This window comes from Archangium sp. (assembly GCF_057119385.1).
This window is the reverse complement of the sequence record NZ_DBNGVP010000022.1, coordinates 73,168-96,500: the sequence shown is the minus strand read 5'-3', so window position 1 is coordinate 96,500 and position 23,333 is coordinate 73,168. Positions and strand designations below refer to the sequence as shown.

The following is a 23,333-nucleotide window of genomic DNA, read 5'->3' as shown; positions in this document are numbered from 1 at the left end:
TACGTGGATTCAATGCCAGGGGCCCACCTGGAATTCCCGGGCAGCAGGAGGACGCAGTGACATTGGCGGACATCGCCCGGCTGGCGGGCGTCTCGCGGACCACGGCCAGTTACGTGCTGAACGGACAGGCCGAGGCGCGCCGCATCAGCCCCCAGACGGTGGAGCGGGTGATGTCCGTGGTCCAACGTCACAACTTCCGCATCGACGCCCAGGCCGCCGCACTGCGTCGGGGTGCCAGCCACACGCTGGGCTTCATCGTGCCGGACCTCGAGAACGCCAGCTACGCCCGGCTCGCGAAGCTGCTCGAGCACGGCGCCCGGAAGGAGGGCTACCAGTTGCTGATCGCCGGCTCCGGCGATGACCCCCAGACGGAGCGGGAGCTCGCGTTGACCCTGCGCGCGCGGCGCTGCGATGCGTTGATCGTCGCGAGCGCGCTGCCCGCGAAGGACTCGTTCTACACGGGGCTGATGGAGGGCGGCACGCCGGTGATCGCCGTGGACCGCGCGCTGGACCCGAAGCGCTTCGTCTGTGTCATCAGCGACAACGTGTCGGCCGCCGAGGCCCTGACGGACTCGGTGATGGACGAGCACACCCGGAGCATCGCCTGGCTCGACGCGGTGCCCGCGCTGTCGATCAGCGTCGAGCGGCGCAAGGGCTTCCGGCGTGCCGTCAAGGGACGCATCGAGCACGTCCACGAGCTCACCGGCGCCCGGTACGACCGCGAGAGTGGCGCCCTGTTGATGCGCGAACTGCTCGCCCGGCACGGCCTGCCGGACGCCCTGGTCACCAGCTCCTATACGTTGCTGCAGGGTGTGCTCGACGTGCTGCTCGAGTCACCCGCCGGTCTGCCACGGTCACTGCGGCTGGCGACGTTCGGAGACGATCGGCTGCTCGACTTCCTCCCGCTGCGCGTCAACTCGCTGCCGCAGCGGCACGATCGCATCGCCGAGCTGACGCTGGCGCGCGCGCTGGAAGCGGTGCGGGGCCACTACGCGCCCGGTTGCGAAGTGGTGGCTCGCGAACTCAAGCGCCGCGGTTGAGCGGGCACTGTGTCGCCTGTCGGACCGGTGGAGCGGATGGCTGTTCAAGACGACGGCCCTCTTCGAGGGCGACGAGGGGCGGAAGCAGCACGGCTTCCCGCCCCAAGGCGAATTGCAGGGGTAGGCACGCCAGCGGCCCCGGTATAGTGCGCGGCGCTTGAGCCGCTCCAAGCGCACGCCAAGGGAGGCAGGTGAATGTCGGGACGTTTCGAGGCACGCGGTGACGTGGGCATCCTCTGGATCGACAACCCGCCGGTGAATGCCATCAGTCACGCCGTGCGGGTGGCGCTCCTCGACGGGTTGAAACAGGCGGAGTCCAACGGCGCCATCCAGGCCGTGGTCATCGCCTGCGCCGGGCGCACCTTCATGGCGGGCGCGGACATCACCGAGTTCAGTGGCCCGCTCAAGTCCCCGGGCCTGCCGGAGGTGATCGACGCGCTCGATGCCTTCTCCAAGCCGGTGGTCGCGGCCATTCACGGCACGGCCTTCGGCGGAGGCTTCGAGGTCGCGCTGGCCTGCGACCATCGCGTGGCCGTGGCCAGCGCCCAGGTCGGCCTGCCCGAGGTGAAGCTGGGCCTGCTGCCGGGCGCTGGCGGCACCCAGCGCCTGCCGCGCCTCGTGGGCGTCGAGCCGGCCCTGCAGGCGATGATCTCCGGTGACCCGATCCCCGCGCCCGTGGCGCTCGGCCTGGGTGCCATCGACAAGCTGGTGGAGGGCGACCTGACCGAGGCCGCCGTCATCTTCGCGCGGGAGAAGATCGGCTCGCCGCGGCGCCGGGTGCGAGACCTCACCCTCGCGCCCAACGCCGTCCCCGCCGGCTTCTTCGACACGGCCCGCCAGCGCACCGCCAAGGAGAAGCGCAACCTCTTCTCTCCCCAGCGCATCATCGACGCGGTGGAGGCCGCGGTCACCCTCCCCTTCGACCAGGGCATCCAGCGCGAGCGCGATCTGTTCCTCGAGTGCGCGCGGAACAGCCAGTCCAAGGCGCTCCAGCACGTCTTCTTCGCCGAGCGTCAGGTCTCCAAGATTCCGGGCCTCCCAGCCGACGTGAAGCCCCGCCCCATCCAGTCCGTGGCCATCATCGGCGCCGGCACCATGGGGGGCGGCATCGCCATGAACTTCGCGAACGCCGGCATCCCCGTCACCCTCCTGGAGGTGAACCAGGAAGGGCTGGACCGAGGGCTCGGCGTCATCCGGAAGAACTACGAGGCCACCGCGGCCAAGGGGCGTCTCACGGCCGAGCAGGTGGAGACGCGCATGGGCCTCATCCGCCCCACCCTCTCCTATGACGCGCTGGCCGGAGCGGACCTCGTCATCGAGGCGGTGTTCGAGACGCTCGAGGTGAAGAAGAAGGTCTTCGAGACACTGGACCGCGTCGCCAGGAAGGGCGCCATCCTGGCCACCAACACCTCCTACCTGTCCATCGACACCATCGCCGGCTACACCTCGCGCCCGGCGGACGTGCTGGGGATGCACTTCTTCTCCCCCGCCAACGTCATGAAGCTGCTGGAGGTCGTCCGCGGCGCCCGGACCGCGCCCGACGTGCTCGCCACCGCGCTGGACATCGCCAAACGCATCAAGAAGGTGGGCGTGGTGGCCGGCAACAGCCACGGCTTCATCGGCAACCGCATGCTGGAAGGCTACATGCGCGAGGGCAGCCTGCTCGTCCTGGAAGGCGCCACGCCGCAGCAGGTGGACCAGGCCCTGGTGAAGTTCGGCATGCCCATGGGCGTGTTGCAGATGGGTGACCTGGCCGGACTCGACATCGGCTACAAGTCTCGCAAGGACCGGGACCCCACCACCTTCGAGCCCAGGGCTGGCGCCGTGGCCGACAAGCTCGTCGAGATGGGCCGGCTCGGCCAGAAGACACAGGCGGGCTATTACGACTACCAGCCGGGCAATCGCACCCCGGTTCCCTCCGACGTCGTGGCCCGGGTGATTGAAGAGACGGCGGCCGGGTACGGCATCCAGCGCCGGGAGATCAGCGAGCAGGAGATCCTCGAGCGCTGCTTCCTGGCCATGGTGAACATCGGCTGCGAGGTGTTGCGCGAGGGCATCGCCTACCGCTCGAGCGACATCGACATCGTCTACCTCTACGGCTACGGCTTCCCGGCGCACCGCGGGGGCCCGATGTTCTGGGCGGAGCACGAGGTGGGCCTGCCCCAGGCGCTGGAGAAGATTCGCGAGTACGGCCGGAAGCACGGCGCCCGCTGGTGGACGCCGTCCCCGCTGCTGGAGCGGTGGGTCGCCGAGGGCAAGGGCTTCGCCCAGGCCGTCTGAGCCGGGAACGCACGAGACACCCAGGAGAGCACCATGGACCTGAACTACACCCCCGAAGAGCTCGCCTTCGCCGACGAGGTGCGGCAGTGGGTGCGGGCCAACCTCCCGCCCGAGACGCGGGAGCGCGTCCTCCACCACAAGCGCCTCGGCAAGGAGGAGCAGGTCGAGTGGCAGCGCCGGCTCCACGCGCACGGCTGGGGAGCCCCCCGCTGGCCGAAGGAGTACGGCGGACCCGGCTGGAACTCCGTCCAGCAACACCTCTTCGACGAGGTGCTGTCCGAGGAGGGCGCCCCGCAGGCCCTGCCCTTCGGCCTGAGCATGATCGGCCCCGTGCTGATGGCCTTCGGCAGCCAGAAGCAGAAGGATTACTACCTGCCCCGCATCCTGCGGCAGGACGACTGGTGGTGCCAGGGCTTCTCCGAGCCGGGCTCGGGCTCGGACCTGGCGTCGCTGCGGATGAAGGCGGAGCTGGACGGTGACGAGTGGGTGCTCAACGGGCAGAAGACGTGGACCACCCTGGGCCAGTACGCGAACATGATCTTCCTGCTGGCACGCACGGATCCGGCGGCCAAGAAGCAGCAAGGCATCTCCATGCTGCTGGCGGACATGAGCACGCCGGGCATCACGATCCGGCCCATCATCACCATCGACGGTGAGCACGAGGTCAACGAGGTCTTCTTCGACAACGTGCGCGTGCCGAAGGACCACATCGTCGGCGCGCCGGGCATGGGCTGGAGCTACGCCAAGTTCCTGCTGAGCCACGAGCGCACCAACATCGCCCGGATCGGCCGCTCCAAGTCGGAGCTGACACGGCTCAAGAAGATCGCCACCGAGGAGACGGTGGACGGCGTGCCGCTCATCCAGACCCCGGGCTTCCGCGAGAAGATCGCCGCGGTGGAGATCGAGCTGATGGCGCTGGAGCTGACCAACCTCCGGATGATCGCCGCCGAGCGCGCGGGCCAGGCGCCGGGCGCCGAGGCCAACATGCTCAAGATCAAGGGCTCGGAGATCCAGCAGACGTTGACCGAGCTGATGATGGAAGCGGTGGGCCCCTACGCGTTGCCGTTCAACCCCGAGGCCCGTGAGCCCGGCTGGCACGGAGAGCCGATCGGCCCGGAGTATGCCGCCCCGCTGGGGCCTGACTACTTCAACTACCGCAAGGTGACCATCTACGGCGGTTCCAACGAGATCCAGCGCAACATCCTGGCCAAGGCCGTGCTCGGGCTCTGAGCTCGCGCGGAAGGAAGGAGAACTCTCATGGACTTCAGTCTGAGCGACACGCAGCAGATGCTGCGGGACACCGCCGCCCGGCTCATCCGCGAGCGCTACGGCTTCGAGGCGCGGGCGAAGATATTGGCCTCGGCGGACGGCTTCTCCCGGGAGCTGTGGGCCACCTTCGCCGAGCTGGGCCTGCTGGGTGTGGAGCTGGCCGAGGAGCACGGCGGCATCGGCGGTACCTTCCAGGACCTCGCCATCGTGCTGGAGGCATTCGGCCGCGGCATGGTGGTGGAGCCGTACATCCCCACGGTCGTCCTGGGCGCGGGCCTGCTGCGCGCCGCCGGCAGCGACGCACAGAAAGCCGAGCTGCTACCCCGCCTGGCCGAGGGCAAGCTGTTCCTGGCCTTCGCGCACGGTGAGCCCAAATCGCGTTACTCGCTCACCCACGTCACGACCACCGCCAGGGGCGGCGCTGATGGCTACACGCTCGATGGGGCCAAGGCGGTCGTGCTCGGGGGCGACTGCGCGGACTACCTGATCGTCTCGGCGCGCACGGCGGGCAAGCCGGACGCACAGGACGGGTTGTCGCTGTTCCTCGTCGAGCGCGGCGCGCCGGGCCTGAAGATCCGCGGTTACCCCACGGTCGATGGCACCCGCGCCGCCGAGGTCACGCTCCAGGGTGTGCGGGTACCACGCTCGGCCCTGATGGGACCGGAGGGCGGCGCGTTTCCGTTCATCCAGCAGGCGAGCGACCGTGGCATCGCCGCCCTGTGCTCGGAAGCGGTGGGCAACATGCAGGCGCTCAACGAGGTGACGCTCGACTACCTGAAGACGCGCACCCAGTTCGGCGTGCCCATCGGCAGCTTCCAGGTGCTGCAGCACCACATGGTGGACATGTACATCGCCCACGAGCAGGCGAAGTCCATGGCGATCCTCGCCGCCGGCCGGGCGGACAGCACGGACGCTCCGGCGCGCACCAAGGCGATGTCGGCCGCCAAGGTCCAGATTGGCCGCTCCGGCCGCTTCATCGGCCAGTGGGCCATCCAGTTGCACGGCGGCATCGGCACCACGATGGAGTACAACGCCGGCCACTATTTCAAACGGCTGACCAGCATCGACCGAACCTTCGGCGATGCCGATTTCCACCTGACCCGCTTCGCCACCTCGGACGCGGCGTAGGGAGAGGAGCTCGCGTTGGACTTGATCGCAGGAGTATGGGAGTCGCTGAAGGCGGTGCGGGAGCGTTCGCCGCTCGTGCACAACATCACCAACTACGTCGTGATGAACAACACGGCCAACGCCCTGCTCGCCGTGGGGGCCTCGCCCGCCATGGTGCATGCGCGGGAGGAGGTGGCCGAGTTCGCCGCCATCTCGCAGGCGCTGGTCGTGAACATCGGCACCCTGTCGCCAGAATGGGTGGAGGGCATGCGGCTGGCCATCCACTCCGCGCGCCAGTCCCGGGTGCCTTGGGTGTTGGATCCGGTGGGTGCCGGGGCCACGCGCTACCGCACCACCACCGCCGCCGAGCTGGCCCGGCAGGCGCCCGCCGTCATTCGAGGCAATGCCTCGGAGGTGCTCGCGGTGGCGGGCGAGGCGGGCGCCACACGCGGCGTGGACAGCACCCAGTCCTCCGAGGCCTCGCTCGACGCGGCCCGGCGGCTGGCCTCCAGCCTGGGCACCGTGGTGGCCGTCACGGGCAAGACGGACTACGTCACCGACGGCTCCCGCGTGGTCGCGGTGGATAACGGGCACCCGCTCATGTCCCGCGTGACGGGCATGGGGTGCACGGCCTCCGCGCTCGTGGGCGCATTCCTGGCCGTGGAGCCCGATGCGGTGCTGGCCGCCGCGCGCGCCCTCGTCGTGCTGGGTCTGGCCGGAGAGCTCGCCGCCGAGCAGTCCCGGGGACCGGGCTCGCTGCAGATGCACCTGCTGGACGTGCTCCACACCCTGGACGAAGCCACCGTGCGCACCCGCGCCCGCGTACGCTGAGGAGACGCCCGCAATGCCTCGCCGTGTGCCCGACCTGTCCGTCTACCTCGTCACCGACCGCCTGCTGTCGCGCGGGCGCGAGCTGGTGGACGTGGTGCTCTCCGCGGTACGCGGTGGGGCCACCGTGGTGCAGCTGCGCGAGAAGGACGCCTCGGCCCGCGAGACGCTGGAGCTGGGCCGGGCGCTGCTCCAACGGCTGCGGCCCCTCGGGGTGCCGCTCATCGTCAATGACCGGGTGGACCTGGCGCTGGCGCTCGGAGCGGATGGCGTCCACGTGGGACAGGGAGACCTGCCCCCCGAGGTGGCCCGACGGCTGATGGGGCCCGACGCGCTGGTGGGCCTGTCCATCACCGGGGCGGCGGACCTGCCCACGTTGGACCCGGCGGTGGTGGACTACGCGGGCGTGGGCCCCATCTTCCCCACCGGCTCCAAGGCGGACGCCACCCCGGCGCTCGGACTGGAGGAGCTCGCCCGGCTGCGGCGTCTGCTCCCCGTCCCCGTGGTGGCCATCGGTGGCATCTCCGCAGCCAACGCCCCGGCGGTCATCGCCGCGGGAGCGGACGGCGTATCGGTGGTCTCCGCCATCTGCTCGGCGGACGACTGCGAGCTGGCCGCGAGTGCCCTCGTCCGGGCCGTCCGACAGGGGCTCGCGCGCAGGGCCTCTCCGCCGACAGGGTGACCCTCGCGGCAGGTACTGGACGGTGCGCGTCGCATGGACGACGAATCCTCCGCGGTCTTCTTCTCCGAGCCCGTGGGCCAGACGCCATGGTCGCGGGATGCGTTCCTCGAACAGCGGATTCAGCGGCCGTCTCCCGCTGCTCGTGCTGGCGGTGCTCCTGGCCTCGGCCTGCAACCGGGACAAGAAACCCGAGGGGGCCAGCGCCGGAGCGCCCGGGGCGGAGAAGAAGATCGCCCTCCTCGCTCGGCGCGCTGGTGATCGGCTCCATCTCCAACGGCATGGACCTGTTGGCGCTCTCGGCCTCGGTGAAGTTCATGGTGACGGGGGGTGTACTGCTGGTGGCCGCGTCCATCGACGCGCTCTCGCGCCGGGGCAGGCAGGCCGCGGGCCGGGCGTGAACCCTCCCCGCTCCCGGCGCCGCGGGGATAGACTCGCGGCGCCATGAACGTCTTCATCGTCCACGCCCACCCCGAGCCCCAGAGCTTCAACGGAGCCCTCACCCGTCACGCCCAGCAGGTCCTCCAGGCGGAGGGGCACCAGGTCCAGGTCTCCGACCTGTATGCCATGGGGTGGAACCCCGTCTCGGACCGCCGCAACTTCACCACGGTCGCCAACCCGGACCTCTACAAGCAGCAGGCGGAGGAGGCGCACGCCGTGGCGAACCACGGCTTCGCGCCCGACGTCCAGGCGGAGATGGACAAGGTGAGCACGTGCGACGTGCTCATCTTCCAGTTCCCGCTGTGGTGGTTCTCCATGCCGGCCATCCTCAAGGGCTGGGTGGATCGTGTCCTCGCGTCGGGGTTCGCCTATGGAGGGGGCCGCTGGCACGACCGCGGAGTCTTCCGGGGCAAGCGGGCCATGCTGTCGCTGACCACGGGCGGAGGGGAGACCTATTTCAGCCCCGAGGGCCTGAGCGGCGACATCCTGATGCAGCTCTACCCCATCAACTCCGGCGTCCTGCGCTTCTGCGGCTTCGACGTGCTGCCGCCCCACATCAGCTTCGCGGCGGCGCGGGTGAGCGCGGAGCAGCGCGCGGCGTACCTGGAGTCCTACGCGCAGCGGCTGCGGACCCTGGCCACGACGCAGCCCATCGCCTACCCATCGCTGGCAGAGTTCGACGAGACGTTCCGCCGCCGCGTGACGGGCTGAGCCACCCCTTCCAGAAGCAAGCGGCCGAGCACGGGGGCGAAGCCGTCCCTCGCGCGGGATATGCTGCGCACGAGGACGACCCCCCCATGCTCCGATACGCCGTCACCCTCTTCCTCAGCGCCTTCCTGCTCTTCGGCGTGCAACCGCTGGCGGGGAAGTACTCGCTGCCCTGGTTCGGCGGAACGCCGGCGGTGTGGACCACGTGCATGCTCTTCTTCCAGGCGATGCTCCTGGGAGGGTACGCCTACTCGTATGCCAGCATCCGCTGGTTGCCCCCGAAGCGGCAGGCGCGCGTCCACCTGGCACTGCTGGGATTGACGGTGCTGGTGCTGCTCGGCCGCGCGGTGCTGGTGGGCTCACCCGTGGCACCCGGGCTCGAGTGGCGTCCGGCGGCGGATGGCATCTCCACCGGGCGGCTGCTGGCCATGCTCGCGGCCACCCTGGGGCTGCCCTTCTTCACGCTGTCCACCTCCGCGCCGCTGCTGCAGAGCTGGTTCAGCCGCCTGCGGCCGGACGCCTCGCCCTACCGGCTCTACGCCCTCTCCAATACGGGCTCCCTGCTGGCGCTGCTGGCCTATCCACTGCTCGTCGAGCCCTGGCTGGGCCGGGGAGCGCAGGCGTGGGCGTGGGGGGCGGGCTTCCTCCTCTTCGCCATCGGCAGCGCGGCGTGCGCCATGGGCGTGCTGCGCCACGAGGAAGCCCCCGCGCAGGTGGCCCGGGAGCAGGCCCCGGCGGAGTCCGCGGGCGTGGCACTCCCCCTGGCCTGGCTGGGACTGAGCGCATGCGCCTCGGTGCTGCTGCTGGCCACGACGAATCAGCTCTCGCAGAACGTGTCGGCGGGGCCCTTCGTCTGGGTGCTGCCGCTGGCGCTGTACCTCGTCACCTTCATCATCGCCTTCGAGCGCGAGGCGCTCTACTCGCGCCTCGTCACCTCGCTGCTGCTGTTGCTGGCGGTGGGCGGGGTGACCCGCATGGCCTACGCGGGCGTGCAGGTGTCCCTGGTCGTGCAGCTGCTCATCCACGCGACGGCCCTCTTCTCCGGGGCCCTGCTGTGCCACGGGGAGCTGTACCGGCTGCGGCCCTCGCCGCGCCTGCTCGGCGCCTTCTACCTGTGGGTGTCCGCGGGGGGCGTGCTCGGCGCGGGGCTCGTGCACCTGGTGGCCCCTCACGTCTTCAACACCTACCTGGAGTACCCCCTCACGCTGGGCCTCTGCTGTGTCCTGGCGGCGCTCCTGCTGCTGCGGCGCGCCCCGGACGAGACGGTGGCCCGAGCCACCCTCCGGTACGTACCGGCCCTGCTGCTCATCCTCGTGGCCGGCGCGCTCGGCCTGGCGGTGTCGGAAGAGCGTCACGTGGTCGGCTCCTGGCGCGGCTTCTTCGGCGTGGTGCGCGTGACGGAGCCGATGGGCCGGGACAAGGAGGCGCACAACTTCTCGCTGCGCCACGGGGACATCCTCCACGGCTTCCAGTACACGCGGCCGGAGCGGCGCATGCGGCCCACGACCTATTACACGCCCGAGAGCGGGCTGGGGCTGGCCCTCACCGAGCAGCGGCGGCTCAAGGAGCTCGCGGGGCAGCCACCCGTGCTGCGCGTGGGAGTGCTGGGCCTGGGCGTGGGGACCACGGCCGCGCTGGCGCGCGCCGGAGACACCCTGCGCTTCTATGAGATCGACCCGCAGATCATCTCCCTGGCCAAGGGGATGGGCGGCTACTTCACCTATCTGAGCGACACACCGGCCCGGGTGGAGGTGGTGGAGGGAGACGCGCGCATCCTGCTCGAGCAGGAGCTGGCGCGCGGCCAGGCGCAAGGCTTCGACGTGCTCGCGGTGGATGTCTTCAGCTCGGACTCCGTCCCGGTGCACCTGCTCACCGAGGAGGCGGTGGACACCTACCGGCGGCACCTGGCCCCCGGTGGCGTGCTGGCGCTGCACATCAGCAACCTGCACCTGGATCTGCTGCCCATCGCCGTGGCGCACGCGTGGGCCACTGGCCTGCATGCCACCATGGTGTCCACGGAGGCGAAGGAAGACGCGCGCAGCAGCCTCTGGGTGTTGCTCGACCAGGAGGGGAGCTTCGGCCGGGGAGAGACCTTCACGCGCGCGGGCAATCGGGCCCAGCGGGTGGCCTTCATCAAGGCCCCTCGGAGGCGGTGGACGGACGAGCGCAACAGCCTGCTGCCGTTCCTCCACGTCCTCGAGGTGGACCAGGAAGGCCTCGTCGCGCTCGGAGACGCCGAGCCGCCCGCTCCCGTGGCCGCCCCCGCCGGCCCCTGAGCGCGGCATGACGGGCAACGGCCACACGCTCAGCTTCACCGCCGAGCTGGCCTGCCAGAGCCGCTGAGCCCACGCGCTGACCTCGACATCACCGGCCGCGCTCGGTCCATCCGGGCGCGGCCGTTCTCGTTTGTGCGCCCGACATGGTGCGTCAGGCAACCCAGCCCCCCACCAGGAAATTCAATCCCTTATCGGAGACCTACACGGGCCCGGCCGCCCCGTCATCGGGTTACGTCAGTCCCATTTCGTATACCGCAGCCAGTGTTGCCCAAGCCCAGACAAGGAGGCACCAAGTGACTGCGCCCGCGAAGTTCACCCCCGAGACCCTGTCCAGCATTCCCGAGTCGAGCCATGCCGAGATGGTCGACGAGGTGAAGTCCCGTTTCCGCTATGCCACCACGCGCTACATCAAGAACCTGATGGAGCAGTCCGACGCGGTGCGCAAGCAGTTCGAGCCGAGCTTCTATGAGTTGATGGACTTCGGCAAGGAACAGCCTTTCGAAGAAGGCAAGGACAACTCCGGCATCTATGGCCTGGAGCGCATCTACGAGGATCGCGCCGTCATCACCCCCTATTTCGGCTGCGCCTCCTACTGCCGGTACTGTTTCAAGAAGACCCGCACCCTCGCCGGTGACAACAAGGTGATGCCGGAGGAGAACATCGATGCGGCGTTGGAGTACATCCGCGCGGATCCGCGCATCACGACGGCGTTGATCACCGGCGGCGATCCCCTGGCCAAACCCGCGCTGGTGTACAAGATCCTGGAGCAGCTCTCGTCGATTCCGCACATCACCAAGATTCGCATCGGCAGCCGGCACATCCTGTTCCAGCCGGACAGGATCACCACCGAGCTGGCCGAGCGCATCGCCAGCTACAACCGGGTCGATCCCGAGAAGCCGCTGGCCTCGAAGAACATCTCCATCGGTGTCTCCATCAATCATGCCGACGAGCTGCAGCCGGAGGTGATCCGCGCGGTGCAGCAGTTCACCAAACGGGGCGTCACGGTGCGCGGCCAGATGGTGCTGATGAAGGGAATCAACGACGACGTCGCCACCCTGAAGAACCTGCTGGATCACTTCCTGGCCATTGGCATCGTGCCCTACTACCTGTTCCACTGCATGGATGTGATTGGCACCTATCACATGCGGACCAGCGTGCAGCGGGGGTTGGACATCCTGGCGCAGCTGGCCGAGTTCTCGGGGACGTACGCGGTGCCCTACGTCTATGTCACGCCCGTGGGCAAGCACCGCGTGGCGCCAGGCATGACGCTGGACTACGAGGAGATCGACGGCAAGCGGTACATCCGCAGGACCTCGCCCTACAAGGCCGAGCGCTTCCTGGCGTTCTCCGGCAAGAAGAGCCTGCCCGCGCTCCATGAGGTGGACGAGAACGGCTACATCGTGTCCCGTTACCTCGACGGCAACGACACCTACCTGCCCTACTGATTGAACGCCCGGCTCCTGGCCACCCGCCGCCCGAGAGGGATGGGCGGCGTGGCCGGGCAGCGCTTCAGCGAGAGACTCACATGTCCCAACCGACAATCCTCCTTCTGGAGAAGTTCTCCTTTTATTCGACCTGCGCGGTCGCCCGCCGAGCGGTGGAGATGGGCTTCGCGGTGGTGGTCGTGGCGCCGACGACGATCCCCGAGCATCTGGTCAAGGATCAACCGTTCGAGCTGATCCGGACCGATGACTGGTCATCCGCCAACCTGAGTGCCCTCTACGAGCAGCTGGCCAGCACACGCCACATCGTGGGCATCAACACCATCCTCGGCTTCTTCACGGGCCAGGGGCTGTTGGGCATGCAGGTCGCGGAACTGGCACGCCAGCATGGCCTGCCCCACAACAACCCGGAGGCCCTGCTGCGGGCCAACAACAAGTACCTGATGCGCCAGACCCTGCAGCAGGCGGGGGTCTATACCATCCGCCATGCGCTGGCCGGCAACGACGCGGAGCTCGAGGAAGCGGTGCGCACGGTGGGCTTCCCGCTGATCATCAAGCCCCTCGTCGGTGTGGGCTCCAGCTTCATCTCCCGCTGCACCACGCTGCAGCAGGCGCGCGAGGTGCTCCGGCACTACCTGGAGAACGTCCGCAAGGGCTACTACGCGCACTTCTTCGCGGCCCATGAGTACCAGGACCCCCGGCATGGCACGCGGCGCTTCGATCCCTTGTCCCAGGTGCTGGTGGAGGAGGCCATCGACGGTTGGGAGCTCAGCGTGGAGTTCCTCTGTACCGAGGACACGGCCTACCCGGTCCTCATCCATGACAAGCTCGACGTCACGCAGGAGGCCTACTGCTCCTACGAGAATCTGCTGGTCACCCCGCCCGTGCGGCTGGACGAGACCATGCAACAGCGCGTCCGGGACTACACCGTCGACGTCATCCGCAGTCTGGGATTGAAGAACTGCTTCTGCCACGTCGAGCTGCGCTACGACAGCCAGGGGCGTCCGAGCGTCATCGAGGTCAACCCGCGCATCGGAGGCATGCGGGTGAGCGACAGCTTCAAGACGCTCGCGAACGTCGACTACGCGGACACCTTCATCCGTCAGACGGTGGGCCAGCCGGTCGACAAACCTGTCGTCCAGAAGCCCGAGGGCCTGTACGGCATGATGGCCCTCTACCCCCGCCGGGGTGGCGTGCTCCGGCGCATCACCGGGTTGGAGCAGGCGTCCGCCATTCCTGGCATGGTGGACATCGCCGGCTATGCCAGGCCTGGAGACCGCGTGGGGGGTGACTACGAGGAGGTGTTCGTGGTGGATGCCTGGTTCAAGGGCAACTCGGTGGCCGACATCCATCGCATCGATGAGCAGATCCGGGCGCAGGTCGCGGTGGAGGTGGAAGTTGGCGCCTGACTCCACCGGCGCCGCTCCGCCGGCCTCCAACGCGGTGCTGCTGGTCTCGGCCCGCTTCGTCTCCGACGTGGGGGCCTTCCTCAACATGGTGGCCCTGTCCACCTACGTCTACCTGCAGAGCCGCAATGCCATCATGGTGGGGATATTCCTGGCATGCCGCGTCAGCGGTGGCATCGCGGCCAGCCTGATGGGCACCGTCTTCTTCCGCCGATTCCCCGGCCGCGCCCCGCTCGTGGTGCTCGACGTCATCCGTGCCGGCGCCATTGGCCTGTTGCTCCTGCTGCCCTCGGAGCTGCATGTGCCCGTGCTGCCGTTCATCGCCCTGGCACTGGGGCTGTGCAACGCGCTGTTCTCCATTGGCCTCAACAGCCAGTTGCCAGGGCTGGTGCGGCAGGAGCTGCTCATGCGGGTGAACGCCTGGCTGACGTCCATGTCGTCGCTGGGCATGGTGCTGGGCAGTCTGGCCTCCGGTCTGCTCATCGCCCTGGCCAGCTATCAGGCGGTCTTCGCCATCAATGTGCTGACCTACCTGGTGGCGGGGCTGCTCATCCTTCCGCTGCGAAGTGAAGGGAGCGCGGCGGCCAGCCGGAGTAGCGGAGGCAGCAGCTATCTGGACGAGTGGCGGCAGCTGCGCGTGGGCCTGCGGGCGCTGCCAGTCCTGGCCTCCATGCTGCTGGTGACGCTGTTCGATACGTTGGGGAGCGCCGCCCACAACGTCGGCTTCCCGGTGCTCGCCAAACTGATCGATGCACAGGGCGCCGCCCGGGTGATGGGTTTCCTGCTGGCCTGCTGGGCCGTTGGCAAGTTCGCCGGGGCCCGTCTGGCCAGCGGCCTCGGCCGGCGCGCTCCCCGGCCGGAGCCCTGGTTGGAGCGGATGTTCTTCGCCGGGGTGGTGATGATGTCCGCCGGCTTCATCCTCTGCTTCCGCCAGGACGGCCTGCCGCTGCTCCTGACCTTCGCGGCGTTGGCCGGGTTGGGTGACGGGCTGGCCGAGGTGGCGCTGGTGTCCCGCGCCCAGCGGACGAGTGACGAGCTCCGGCTGCCCATCTTCAGCCTGCTCACCCTCATGCAGATGGTGGGGTTTGGAATTGGCATGCTGATCTCCGCGCCATTCTTCGAGTGGATGCACCCGGCGGGAGTGGTGGCGCTGTTCCACGGCCTGCCGCTGCTGGCGGTCGCGATCATTGGCTTGCGCCTGCTCATGGCGGGGCGCCGTCCGAAACTCGGCATCGAAGCATCCTGACGCGTTGGATACCCAGGGAAGGAAACAGGACCGTGTCAAGGCTCGCGGCAATGATGGCGGCGTGGGTGGCATTGCCCGCGCTGGCGGCGGTGGAGGGGCCTGGGGTGGGGCAGCTCATCCAGGCCACTCGCACCACGGCGCAGATCCGGGCGGATGGGAAGTTGGACGAGCCCGCCTGGCAGCAGGCGCCGGTGTTCGACGCCTTCGTGCAGACCTTCCCCAAGGCCAATGCCGCTCCGTCCCAACGCACGCAGATGCGTGTCTTGTACGACGAGAACAATGTCTACTTTGGCTTCCACCTCCAGGACTCGCGGCCGGAGGAGATCATCCGCAACCTGGGGCGGAGGGATCAACCGCCCTACTCGGACGCCATCCAGGTCATCATCGACTCCGCGCATGACCATCGCACCGGCTATGTCTTCAAGGTGACCGCGGGCGGGGTGCAGGCGGACTCGCTCCTGTTCCAGGACATCAAGGAGACGCAGGAATGGGATGCCGTCTGGGACGGCGCCGCCGCCATGGCCCCCGACGGCTGGACGGCGGAGCTCATCATCCCCTTGCGGATCCTCCGTTACCCGTCCGCCCCGGTGCAGACGTGGGGCTTCGCCGCCCAGCGCACCATCGCCCGGCTCTTCGAGGAGAACCTCTCGGTCTTCATCCCTCGTGACGCCAACGGCAGGGTGTCCCGGCTGGGCCACCTCACCGGGCTGGAGCAACTCCAGAATACGGGGCGTCTGGAGCTCACGCCCTACGCCGCGACCCGCATGGTGCTGCGGCCGCAGTTCTCCGATGCCACCCGCCCCGAGCCACGCCTGTGGGTTCCCTCCGCGGATCTGGGGGTGGACGTGAAGGCCGCGCTCACCTCCGAGCTGACGCTCAACGCCACCATCAACCCGGACTTCGGACAGGTGGAGGCGGATCAGATCATCCTCAATCTCTCCACCTTCGAGCAGTACTTCCCGGAGAAGCGGCCCTTCTTCACCCAGGGGATGGATCTGTTCCAGCCCGTGCTGGGCACGGATTCGCCGCACCAGCTCTTCTACTCGAGACGGATCGGCCTGGACGCGCCCATCCTGGGAGCGGCGAAGCTGACGGGGACGGTGGGCAAGGGGCTGGACGTGGGCTTCCTGGACGTGCTCGTGGCGGGCGCGCAACGCAACAACACGGACGAGGCGCGGCCGGACCGCGGCCTCCGGTTCAATCTGACACGGCCGCTGCACCTGGGCCCGGACCACGAGTTGCCCGCCACCCTGCCGGTGCCGGAGAACTACTTCGTGGGCGTGGTGCGCGGCGCGGTCGGTGCCAACTCCACCGTGGGGGCGCGCGTCAGCTCGGCGGTGCCCCTCACCCGCCGTTGCACCGAGGCGGAGGCCGCCCTGCCCGTCCCGCCGCCCTCCTGCTCCGCCCAGGGCGGCAACGCCGCAGCGGTGGACTGGGATCTCCACACGGCGGACGGCACCTGGGCGATCCAGGGGCAGCTGGAGGGCTCCCAGGTGGTCGGCGGGCCCCCCTCGCGAACGCTGCGAGACGGCGTCGTGCTGGAGCGAGGGGCGGGCGGCTTCGGCGGCTACGTCGCCGCCGGGAAGCTGGGCGGCGAGCCATTCCGCTTCGACGTCAACTACCGCTACGCCTCACCCACCCTGGATCTCAACGCGGTGGGGTTCCTCCGCAGCCAGAACCAGCAGATCGCCGGACTGGGACTGCACTACACGCGGCCCAATGGCGTGGGCGTGCTCCACCGCTTCGACGCGGACTTCACCGCGTCGCAGTCGTGGACCACGGATGAGCGCCTCCTCCCGCGCAACGGGTCGGCGGTCCTCAACGTCCGCGGCGTCTTCCCTGGCTGGCACACCCTGGGTACCGAGCTGGGCTTCACCTCGCTCGGGTATGACGTGCGGGAGATCTCCGGGACGGGCCTCGGCTTCTACCGCCGGCCGGAGCTCTACCTGGCGCTCCTGTGGAACACGGACGAGAGCAAGTCCTTCTTCGTGAACACCTTCGCGGCCGTTGGCTTCAACAAGCAGATGGATGGCAGCGTGAAGCTGGGTTACGGCTCCACCGTGAGCGCCATCTTCCGGCCCAATGACTGGCTGGAGACGCGGCTGAGCCTCAACGTGGACCGCACCGTACACGGGCCTCGCTACCTGGAGCCCGGAGAGGCGGAGCAGTACTTCTTCGGAGATCTGCGCTCGGAGTTCGCCTCGATCACCCTGCGGCAACAGTGGGTGGTCACCCCGAGGCTGACGCTCCAGGCCTACGCGCAGCTCTTCACGGATTTCGGCCGCTATGGCACCTTCTACGAGGCCCGCCCCCGTGGCACGACCATCCGGGTGGACAGGGATCTGGTGCCCACCAGCTATGTGGGCCCTCCCGGCTTCCACGACGCGGCGCTGAATCTGAACCTGGTGCTGCGCTGGGAGTACGGGCTGGGCTCCACCCTGTTCCTCGTCTACAGCCGCTCGCAGCACGAGGGCCCCTACCCCAAGGGCGTCACGCCGCCCGCGACCCTCCTGCCCGGCAATCTCCTCTCGGGGCCCGCCAACGACGCCTTGCTCGTCAAATGGTCCTATTGGTGGAGCGTGTGACGAGCTCATGCCCCATCTCCTTGAGTGATGCCCGGTTCCCCACCAGACTGCGGACGCCGCCCAGGCGTCTTCATGAAGGGGGACTCGTGGAGTTCGATGACATCCTGCCGCACCTCGCCAGCACCTACCGGCGGGGCCTGCTCGTGCCATTCATCGGCTCGGGAATGAGCATTCCCGTCTGTACGGGCTGGCTGAAGCTGCTCGTGGGATTGGCCCGGGAAGGCGGCGTCGCGCTGCCCGAGAACATCCAGCACTACCTCGACGGCAAGACGGACCGGGCCCCGGAGACCGCGGAGCTGTACCGGTTGGCGGACAAGGCGGTGATGGGACTGGGCTCCCTGGACGCGGACCTCCGCGCCGAGGCGTTTCGCAAGGCGCTCAACGCGAGCGGCTCGGCCCCGGGCACCTGCGCCATTCCGCCCCAGACGCAGGCGCTCGCCCGGTGCTACTGGCCGCTGGTGCTGACCACCAACTACGACGACCTGTATGTGGTGAGCCGGATGCGGCAATCCCGCCCCGCCGTGCTGGCGGGCCCGGAGCGTGTGGGCACGGCCTCGCTGACGGCGAAGCGGGACGAGACGGATGTACCCGAGGTGCTCGGCCGAAGCGTCGAGGACTGCCACAAGGTCCTCCGCTCGCTGGATGCACCGACACGGCCCATCCTCTGGGCCCTGCAAGGCTTCCTGGGCGGGCAGGCCGAGCGGCCCGAGACGCTCGACGCGGAGCTCATCCTCGACGAGCCACGCCGCCGCCTGCTGGCGGGTGAGGTGGTCGCGGGCCATCAGCAGTACCAGCGGGCCATCAACGCCCAGCCCCACTTCCGCCGGGCCTTCGCCGAGGTCTTCTCCCGGCGCTCGTTGCTCTTCCTGGGCTCCGGCATCCTCGAGGACTACCTCATCAATCTCTTTGGAGAGATTGCCCACCACTACGGGCCCGGCCCCTACCCCCACTTCGCGCTGTTCGCCCGGGAGGAATTCAAGAACGGAAAGAAGGCGCCACCCGATGAGCGGTTCTTCCAGACGCGCCTGGGGATCACCCCTGTGCTCTACGAGAACTACGACGACCTGAAGGACCTGCTCGGCCGCCTGACGGACACCGTCTGGGAACGCAGGAGTCCTCCGGCGGCCGGCGCCAGGCCCGTCGCGTGGCTTCCCGACGAGCTGGGCTTCCGCCTGACGGATGGCATGGACAGGCCATCCACCGACCGCCCGAACAAGCCGGCCCCGGAGTTCGCGTACCCTCCCGTCGGAGAGTCCCGGAGGCTCCGGCTGCGGTATGCCCCGCTGCCCGTTCCCGCTCCGGGCCGGGGCGCGTGCGTCATCGTCAGCAGCGGCAGGAACCTGGACAACAGCCCGGACCTCGGCCGGCAGGGGAATCATCTCCTGGAGGGAGCGGTGCAGGCGAAGCACATCCCCCACAGGGACCCCAGCCAGTGGAGGCCCACCCGCCCCGAGCACTCGCTGAGCTACCGCTACGGCGATACGCCCATCTTCGCCGTCGCGGCCCGCCTCCCCCAGACCGACCCACCGCCTCCCCCCCACCCCGGAGACCCCAAGGACAGCCGGGACCTGGGCATCATCGTGCCCGCGGTGGCCGAGGCCCTGCGGTTGGCCGACGCGGCGGGATTCCACCAGGTGCACCTCGGGCCGGTGGCCTCGGGGCAATACCGCCTGTGGAACCCCCTGCACCCGTTCGTCCAGACGCTGGCGGGCATCCGCCAATACTTCACGGACCATCCCCGCTCGGGCATCCAGCTCCTGGAGCTGCACGTCTTCTCCCCCGCGGTCTGGTTCCCCGTGGTCGCCGGCAAGGTCCCCGTGGCGGAGATCCTGGCGTCCGACGTGATGAAGATCTGGGTGGACATCCGGGACAGCCTCGGCGCCTCGGAGATCCACGCGGTGACCGCCCGCGCCCCCACGAAGGTGGGACAGCTCAAGGAGCTGTGTGGGCTGGTGCCAGACCGGTGGAGCACGGAGATCCTCCCCCGGCCCAGCAAGGACGAACCGACGGACAAGGACGACCTGCTGGTGACGCCCAGCTCCATCGTCGTCTTCTCCCCGAGGAAGTGACGCCGCGAGGGTCGCGAGGACGCTCGACTAGGCGTCCTGCTCGCGCGCCGCGACATCCCGCACGGTGTGCACCGCGGCGTCCACCTCGGCGAGGATGCGGCGCGCGTGCTGGAGGAAGGCCTCGCCCGCCGGCAGCAGGCGCATGCCGCTGGGCGTGCGCTCGAACAGCCGGGTGCCGAGCTCGTCCTCGAGCGCGAGGATGTGGCGGCTGAGCGGCGGCTGGGTGAGGTGGAGCCGGCGCGCGGCGCGCCCCACGTTGCGCTCCTCGGCCACGGCGACGAAGGACTGGATGTGCGTGAGACTCACGCCCTGAAGATTAACGCACGCCCCGGCGCCCGTACACCATACCGAAACAGCATTGGACGCTCCGAAGGCCCGGGTGCCACCTTGCCGTGCATGGGGATTCCATTGCTGAAGGGAACCGAGGTCGAGCGGCTGCGCCTCGCGGGGCGGGCGGCGGCGGGGACACTGGCGTACGTCGCGGCACGGCTGGCCCCCGGCATCACCACGGCGGACATCGACGCGTGGGTGCGGGAGGACACGGCGAGGCGCGGAGGCACGCCGAGCCAACTGGGCTACCACGGCTTTCCCGCGGCGGTGTGCACCAGCCGCCCCATGTGTCCCACGTGGGCCGGCGGGGAACGGGCATCACCCTGCGCGCGGGCATGGTCCTCACCATCGAGCCCATGGTGAACCTCGGGCGCCCCGGCATCCGGATACTGCCGGACAAGTGGACGGTGGTGACGCAGGACGGGAGCCTCTCCGCCCAGTTCGAGCACACCGTCCTGGTGACACGGGAGGGCCGCGAGGTGCTCACCGCCCAGGGCTGACCGGCCGGCTCCGAGGGACTCCGGCGCGGCGGCCCTTGCTGGCGGCCGCGCCGGTCGTGTTGTCAGACCCGGGGCGCGCTACGGAATGACCTCGCAGCCGCAGCCGCACTGATCGAAGAACCCCTGCGTGTTCCCCTCGCAGATGAAGGTGATGGCGGCGCACGCGTCCGGGTCTCTCGAGACGTACGTGCGGTCCGGGTCGTTGTAGTCACAGGCCGGCGGCAGCCTCTGGCAGCCACAACCACACTCGTTGGAGAATGGGACGTAGCCCTCCTTGCAGGTGTAGCGGATGAGGGCACACTGGGCGGGGTCGCGGGAGACGTACTTGAGGCCCGGTTCCTGGCCCGTGCAGGCGGCGGGGGTCTCCCTCTGACAGGTGCCCGCACAATCGGCGCCGCCCTGGTCCGGGTCACAGCTGTCGGTGGGATCGTCGATGCAGGCATAGCCCTCGGGACAAGGGGTGCCGGCAAACCCTCCGCAGAAATCTCCCTCGGCATGCTGTTGCTGGGTCCCTACCTCCTGCTGGGCCTCGGCGGCGGGAGCGCAGCCCGTGCCCCAGAGCGCCGCGCCAATGACGAGAACACCGCACCACATCAGACGAATCGACATCTCGAACCCCCTCTTTTGGACTGCGCAGGAGGATGCGAGCGGAGAGGGCAATCCGGAAGCAGGGGAGCAAGCAGACAAGGGCTCCTCTGCTTCCGGTTCCCGCGGGTGGGACGGGCCGGCTGCCCGGGAGCCCCTGGGCCCCTACTTCACTTCATCGCTGGCGGTGGTGCCCTCCGTGGGGCTGAGCAGGATGGGGGGCCGGTCCTTGCCCTCCACCGCGCGCTGCAGCTCGATCTCCTGTAGCAGCAGGGCCGGGGCCACCGTGGACACCGGCACGTTCCCGCTCTCCGCTCCGCAGTAGCCGTTGAAGATGCCCTGCTTGCGGCCCGTCGCCATGATCCGGTTGATCGACGACAGCGGCGTCCCCACGATCTCCACCCCGCGCACCAGCGACTCCTGCCCCGTCTTCACGTCCACCCGGTACACCATCCGCGGCACGCCCTTGAACGCCTGGTAGCCGTAGCTCGACGTGTTCGTGTTGCCGCCCGTGATGTCCCGGATGATGAGCCCGTACGGCTTGCCCTGACGCTTCGCCTCGGCGATCAGCTGCTTCTTCAGCTCCGCGTCGTCCAGCTGCTTCGACGACTCGACGATCAGGTTCGCCATGCGCGCCACCGGCTTGCGCGTCCCCTGGCTGCGCCCGTGCCCGTTCGACTGCAGGAATCCCTCCACCGGCCGCCTCGACAGCAGGTAGCCCTTCAGCACGCCCTTCTCCACCAGCACCGTCCGCAGTCCCTTCACGCCCTCCTCGTCGTACTCGTAGAAGCCGTTGAGCGGCTCGTCCCGCAGCGTCCGCACCGTCGGGTCATCCACCAGCGTGATGAACGGCGGCAGCACCTGCTTGCCCACCTGGCCCCGGAACGTCTTCCCCTCCCCTTCCCCATCCTGCCTGTCCCCCTCCAGCCGGTGGCCCATCGTCTCGTGGAACAGCACCCCCGCCGCCTCCGCCGCGAGGATCGCCGGCCCCGTGTACGGATCGATCGCCGGGGCCTTGCGCAGCGCCAGCAGCTCCTCGATCACCTTGCGGGTGGCCTCGGCCAGCTTCTTGTCGTCCGGCAGCCCCGCCTCGGTGGGCGAGTAGTAGTTGCGCGAGTTGTCCAGCAGCTGCCCGTCCTCGGCGCGCGTCACCGCCATCACGTGCAGCCCGTACATCGTCTCTTCCGTCACGATGCGGCTGCCCTCGCTCGACACGAACAAGCGCCTCACCCTGTCCGCCGTCACCCGCACCTCCGAGTCGAAAATCTCGGGGTGCGCCTTGAAGCGCGCCGACACCTCGCGCGCCACACGGACCCACCGGTCGTGGTCGAAGGGGAAGGCCACCGCCGGCTGCACGTACGTGACCGGCTTCTCCTTGGAGAAGGACGCCGTCTGGTTCGGCTCCTCCACCGCGTAGACGTTGTCCGCCTTCTTCTTGAGGAACTGCGAGAGCGCGGCCTTGTACTTCTCGTCCGTCACCAGCCACAGCGCGGTGCGCAGCGCCAGGGGCGAGTCGTCCACGGGCGCGTCCTTGTTGGCGATGTAGCTGGAGCCCTTGCCGCCGCCGAAGAAGTCGTACTCCTCGGGTCCCGAGTTGTCGAAGTCGTACGAGCCCACCCGCACGTCCACGTACAGCTTGCGATCTCGGTACGTGTCATCCAGGAAGATCGCCCCGTACCGGGCGACGATGCCGGCCTGCTCGCCCTCCTTGAGCTGATAGCTCATGAAGTACGGGGGCTCGTGGTTCTGCAGCTTGAGCTGCTTCTGGTTGCGTTGGAGCTCCTCCGCCATGGCGTCCAGCAGCGTCACGCGCGCGTCCGGAGCGGGCGCGGCGGCGGTGAGCAGGACGGAGGCGGCGAGCAGGGGAAGGACTGTCCAGTTTCGGGTTCGCACGCCCCGACTCTAGCCGAGCCCGCTCCAGCCGGCATGCTCCGCGGCTGAACGGCGAGTGAAGAACCCCCTGGAATCGCTCGCCTGGACGCTCCAGGCCCGCGGGGATAGAGAGCACCGCGAGCAGGGAAACCTCTGGAGGCGTTGATGGACGACAAAGTGGTGGTGATCACCGGGGCGAGCTCGGAGGCGCGAGGACGGGGGCACATCATCAACGTCTCGTCCATGCTGGGGCGGGTGCCGTACGTCCCGGTGCGCTCGGCCTACAACGCGGCCAAGCACGCGCTCAACGCGCTGACGGCCAACCTGCGCCAGGAGCTGCGCGAGCGCTACCCGGACAGCCACGTCACCACCTTCCTGCCCGGTGTGGTGGCCACGGAGTTCGGCGTGAACGCGCTCGGCGGTGGCATGGACTCGCGCAGGATTCCCGGCGCGCAGTCCGGCGAGGAGACCGCGGGCGTCCTGGTGGACGTCATCGAGCGGCCCCGTCCGGACGTGTACTCGCGGCCCGAGTACCGGCAGCAGGTCCTCGCGTACTACGCGTCCGAGGACCTGGCGCTCCCCGAGGGCGGCGCGCCCCCCGGCACGCGGCGTCCATGAAAAAGAGGAGGCCCCGCCCCGGCGCCCCCCCTCACGGCGCCGCAGCGGGGCC

18 protein-coding genes and 1 pseudogene are annotated in these 23,333 nt (G+C 69.1%); 16 read left to right on the top strand and 3 right to left on the bottom strand.

Features of this window, described 5'->3' with window-relative positions:
* The first annotated feature begins 56 nt into the window (after positions 1–56).
* The 14 genes from cra (at position 57) to AC16DP_RS05490 (ending at position 19,376) form a co-directional block, all read left to right on the top strand.
* Complete coding sequence (gene cra, locus AC16DP_RS05555) at positions 57–1,040, top strand: catabolite repressor/activator (RefSeq protein ID WP_329732624.1); 984 nt, start codon at positions 57–59, stop codon at positions 1,038–1,040.
* Positions 1,041–1,235: 195 nt separating this feature from the next.
* A complete protein-coding gene (locus tag AC16DP_RS05550; protein WP_329732625.1) occupies positions 1,236–3,320 on the top strand; it encodes a 3-hydroxyacyl-CoA dehydrogenase NAD-binding domain-containing protein in 2,085 nt (694 codons plus the stop codon).
* 33 nt (positions 3,321–3,353) lie between these two features.
* Positions 3,354–4,550 (top strand): acyl-CoA dehydrogenase family protein, encoded by a 1,197-nt coding sequence (locus AC16DP_RS05545; protein WP_329732626.1) that lies wholly within the window; start codon positions 3,354–3,356, stop codon positions 4,548–4,550.
* A gap of 27 nt (positions 4,551–4,577) precedes the next feature.
* Complete coding sequence (locus AC16DP_RS05540; RefSeq protein ID WP_329732627.1) at positions 4,578–5,717, top strand: acyl-CoA dehydrogenase family protein; 1,140 nt, start codon at positions 4,578–4,580, stop codon at positions 5,715–5,717.
* Between the two features lie 15 nt (positions 5,718–5,732).
* A complete protein-coding gene (thiM, locus tag AC16DP_RS05535) occupies positions 5,733–6,527 on the top strand; it encodes a hydroxyethylthiazole kinase (protein ID WP_329732628.1) in 795 nt (264 codons plus the stop codon).
* 13 nt (positions 6,528–6,540) lie between these two features.
* Entirely contained in the window at positions 6,541–7,206 is a 666-nt protein-coding gene (gene thiE, locus AC16DP_RS05530; RefSeq protein WP_329732629.1) for a thiamine phosphate synthase, read from the top strand.
* Between the two features lie 254 nt (positions 7,207–7,460).
* Complete coding sequence (locus AC16DP_RS05525) at positions 7,461–7,604, top strand: hypothetical protein (protein ID WP_329732630.1); 144 nt, start codon at positions 7,461–7,463, stop codon at positions 7,602–7,604.
* A gap of 43 nt (positions 7,605–7,647) precedes the next feature.
* On the top strand, positions 7,648–8,355 hold the full coding sequence (locus tag AC16DP_RS05520) for an NAD(P)H-dependent oxidoreductase (protein ID WP_329732631.1): 708 nt from the start codon (positions 7,648–7,650) through the stop codon (positions 8,353–8,355).
* 86 nt (positions 8,356–8,441) lie between these two features.
* Positions 8,442–10,628 carry a spermidine synthase gene (locus AC16DP_RS05515; RefSeq protein ID WP_329732632.1) on the top strand — a complete coding sequence of 729 codons (2,187 nt, stop codon included), beginning with the start codon at positions 8,442–8,444 and terminating at the stop codon, positions 10,626–10,628.
* Between the two features lie 293 nt (positions 10,629–10,921).
* Complete coding sequence (locus AC16DP_RS05510) at positions 10,922–12,073, top strand: KamA family radical SAM protein (RefSeq protein ID WP_329732633.1); 1,152 nt, start codon at positions 10,922–10,924, stop codon at positions 12,071–12,073.
* Between the two features lie 80 nt (positions 12,074–12,153).
* Entirely contained in the window at positions 12,154–13,479 is a 1,326-nt protein-coding gene (locus AC16DP_RS05505; RefSeq protein WP_329732634.1) for an ATP-grasp domain-containing protein, read from the top strand.
* The gene (locus tag AC16DP_RS05500) at positions 13,469–14,722 is read left to right on the top strand and encodes an MFS transporter (protein ID WP_329732635.1); all 1,254 of its coding nucleotides are present in this window, start codon (positions 13,469–13,471) and stop codon (positions 14,720–14,722) included. The genes AC16DP_RS05505 and AC16DP_RS05500 overlap by 11 nt, the downstream gene beginning before the upstream one ends.
* Before the next feature lie 32 nt (positions 14,723–14,754).
* Positions 14,755–17,307, top strand: a complete 2,553-nt coding sequence (locus tag AC16DP_RS05495; RefSeq protein WP_329732636.1) for a DUF5916 domain-containing protein — start codon at positions 14,755–14,757, stop codon at positions 17,305–17,307.
* 86 nt (positions 17,308–17,393) lie between these two features.
* Positions 17,394–19,376, top strand: coding sequence for an SIR2 family protein (locus tag AC16DP_RS05490; protein WP_329732637.1), 1,983 nt, complete (start codon positions 17,394–17,396; stop codon positions 19,374–19,376).
* Positions 19,377–19,403: 27 nt separating this feature from the next.
* Here AC16DP_RS05490 and AC16DP_RS05485 read toward each other — a convergent pair whose 3' ends face one another.
* The gene (locus AC16DP_RS05485) at positions 19,404–19,682 is read right to left on the bottom strand and encodes a LysR family transcriptional regulator (protein ID WP_329732638.1); all 279 of its coding nucleotides are present in this window, start codon (positions 19,680–19,682) and stop codon (positions 19,404–19,406) included.
* 90 nt (positions 19,683–19,772) lie between these two features.
* On the opposite strand from AC16DP_RS05485, the pseudogene AC16DP_RS05480 reads away from it, so the two are divergent.
* A pseudogene (locus AC16DP_RS05480) lies at positions 19,773–20,206 on the top strand (M24 family metallopeptidase).
* Between the two features lie 78 nt (positions 20,207–20,284).
* Here the strand turns inward: AC16DP_RS05480 and AC16DP_RS05475 are convergent.
* Positions 20,285–20,815 carry a hypothetical protein gene (locus AC16DP_RS05475; RefSeq protein WP_329732639.1) on the bottom strand — a complete coding sequence of 177 codons (531 nt, stop codon included), beginning with the start codon at positions 20,813–20,815 and terminating at the stop codon, positions 20,285–20,287.
* A gap of 141 nt (positions 20,816–20,956) precedes the next feature.
* Positions 20,957–22,684, bottom strand: a complete 1,728-nt coding sequence (locus AC16DP_RS05470) for a TldD/PmbA family protein (protein WP_329732640.1) — start codon at positions 22,682–22,684, stop codon at positions 20,957–20,959.
* 144 nt (positions 22,685–22,828) lie between these two features.
* On the opposite strand from AC16DP_RS05470, the gene AC16DP_RS05465 reads away from it, so the two are divergent.
* Complete coding sequence (locus AC16DP_RS05465; protein ID WP_329732641.1) at positions 22,829–23,281, top strand: SDR family NAD(P)-dependent oxidoreductase; 453 nt, start codon at positions 22,829–22,831, stop codon at positions 23,279–23,281.
* Positions 23,282–23,333 lie beyond the last annotated feature (52 nt).

What these genes read in the sequence shown, in the direction of transcription:
- AC16DP_RS05550 (WP_329732625.1), top strand. Translation starts at nt 1,236, where the DNA reads ATGTCGGGACGTTTCGAGGCACGCGGTGACGTGGGCATCCTCTGGATC.
- thiE (WP_329732629.1), top strand. Translation starts at nt 6,541, where the DNA reads ATGCCTCGCCGTGTGCCCGACCTGTCCGTCTACCTCGTCACCGACCGC.
- AC16DP_RS05515 (WP_329732632.1), top strand. Translation starts at nt 8,442, where the DNA reads ATGCTCCGATACGCCGTCACCCTCTTCCTCAGCGCCTTCCTGCTCTTC.
- AC16DP_RS05540 (WP_329732627.1), top strand. Translation starts at nt 4,578, where the DNA reads ATGGACTTCAGTCTGAGCGACACGCAGCAGATGCTGCGGGACACCGCC.
- AC16DP_RS05505 (WP_329732634.1), top strand. Translation starts at nt 12,154, where the DNA reads ATGTCCCAACCGACAATCCTCCTTCTGGAGAAGTTCTCCTTTTATTCG.
- AC16DP_RS05545 (WP_329732626.1), top strand. Translation starts at nt 3,354, where the DNA reads ATGGACCTGAACTACACCCCCGAAGAGCTCGCCTTCGCCGACGAGGTG.
- AC16DP_RS05465 (WP_329732641.1), top strand. Translation starts at nt 22,829, where the DNA reads ATGGACGACAAAGTGGTGGTGATCACCGGGGCGAGCTCGGAGGCGCGA.
- AC16DP_RS05475 (WP_329732639.1), bottom strand. Translation starts at nt 20,815, where the DNA reads ATGTCGATTCGTCTGATGTGGTGCGGTGTTCTCGTCATTGGCGCGGCG.
- AC16DP_RS05520 (WP_329732631.1), top strand. Translation starts at nt 7,648, where the DNA reads ATGAACGTCTTCATCGTCCACGCCCACCCCGAGCCCCAGAGCTTCAAC.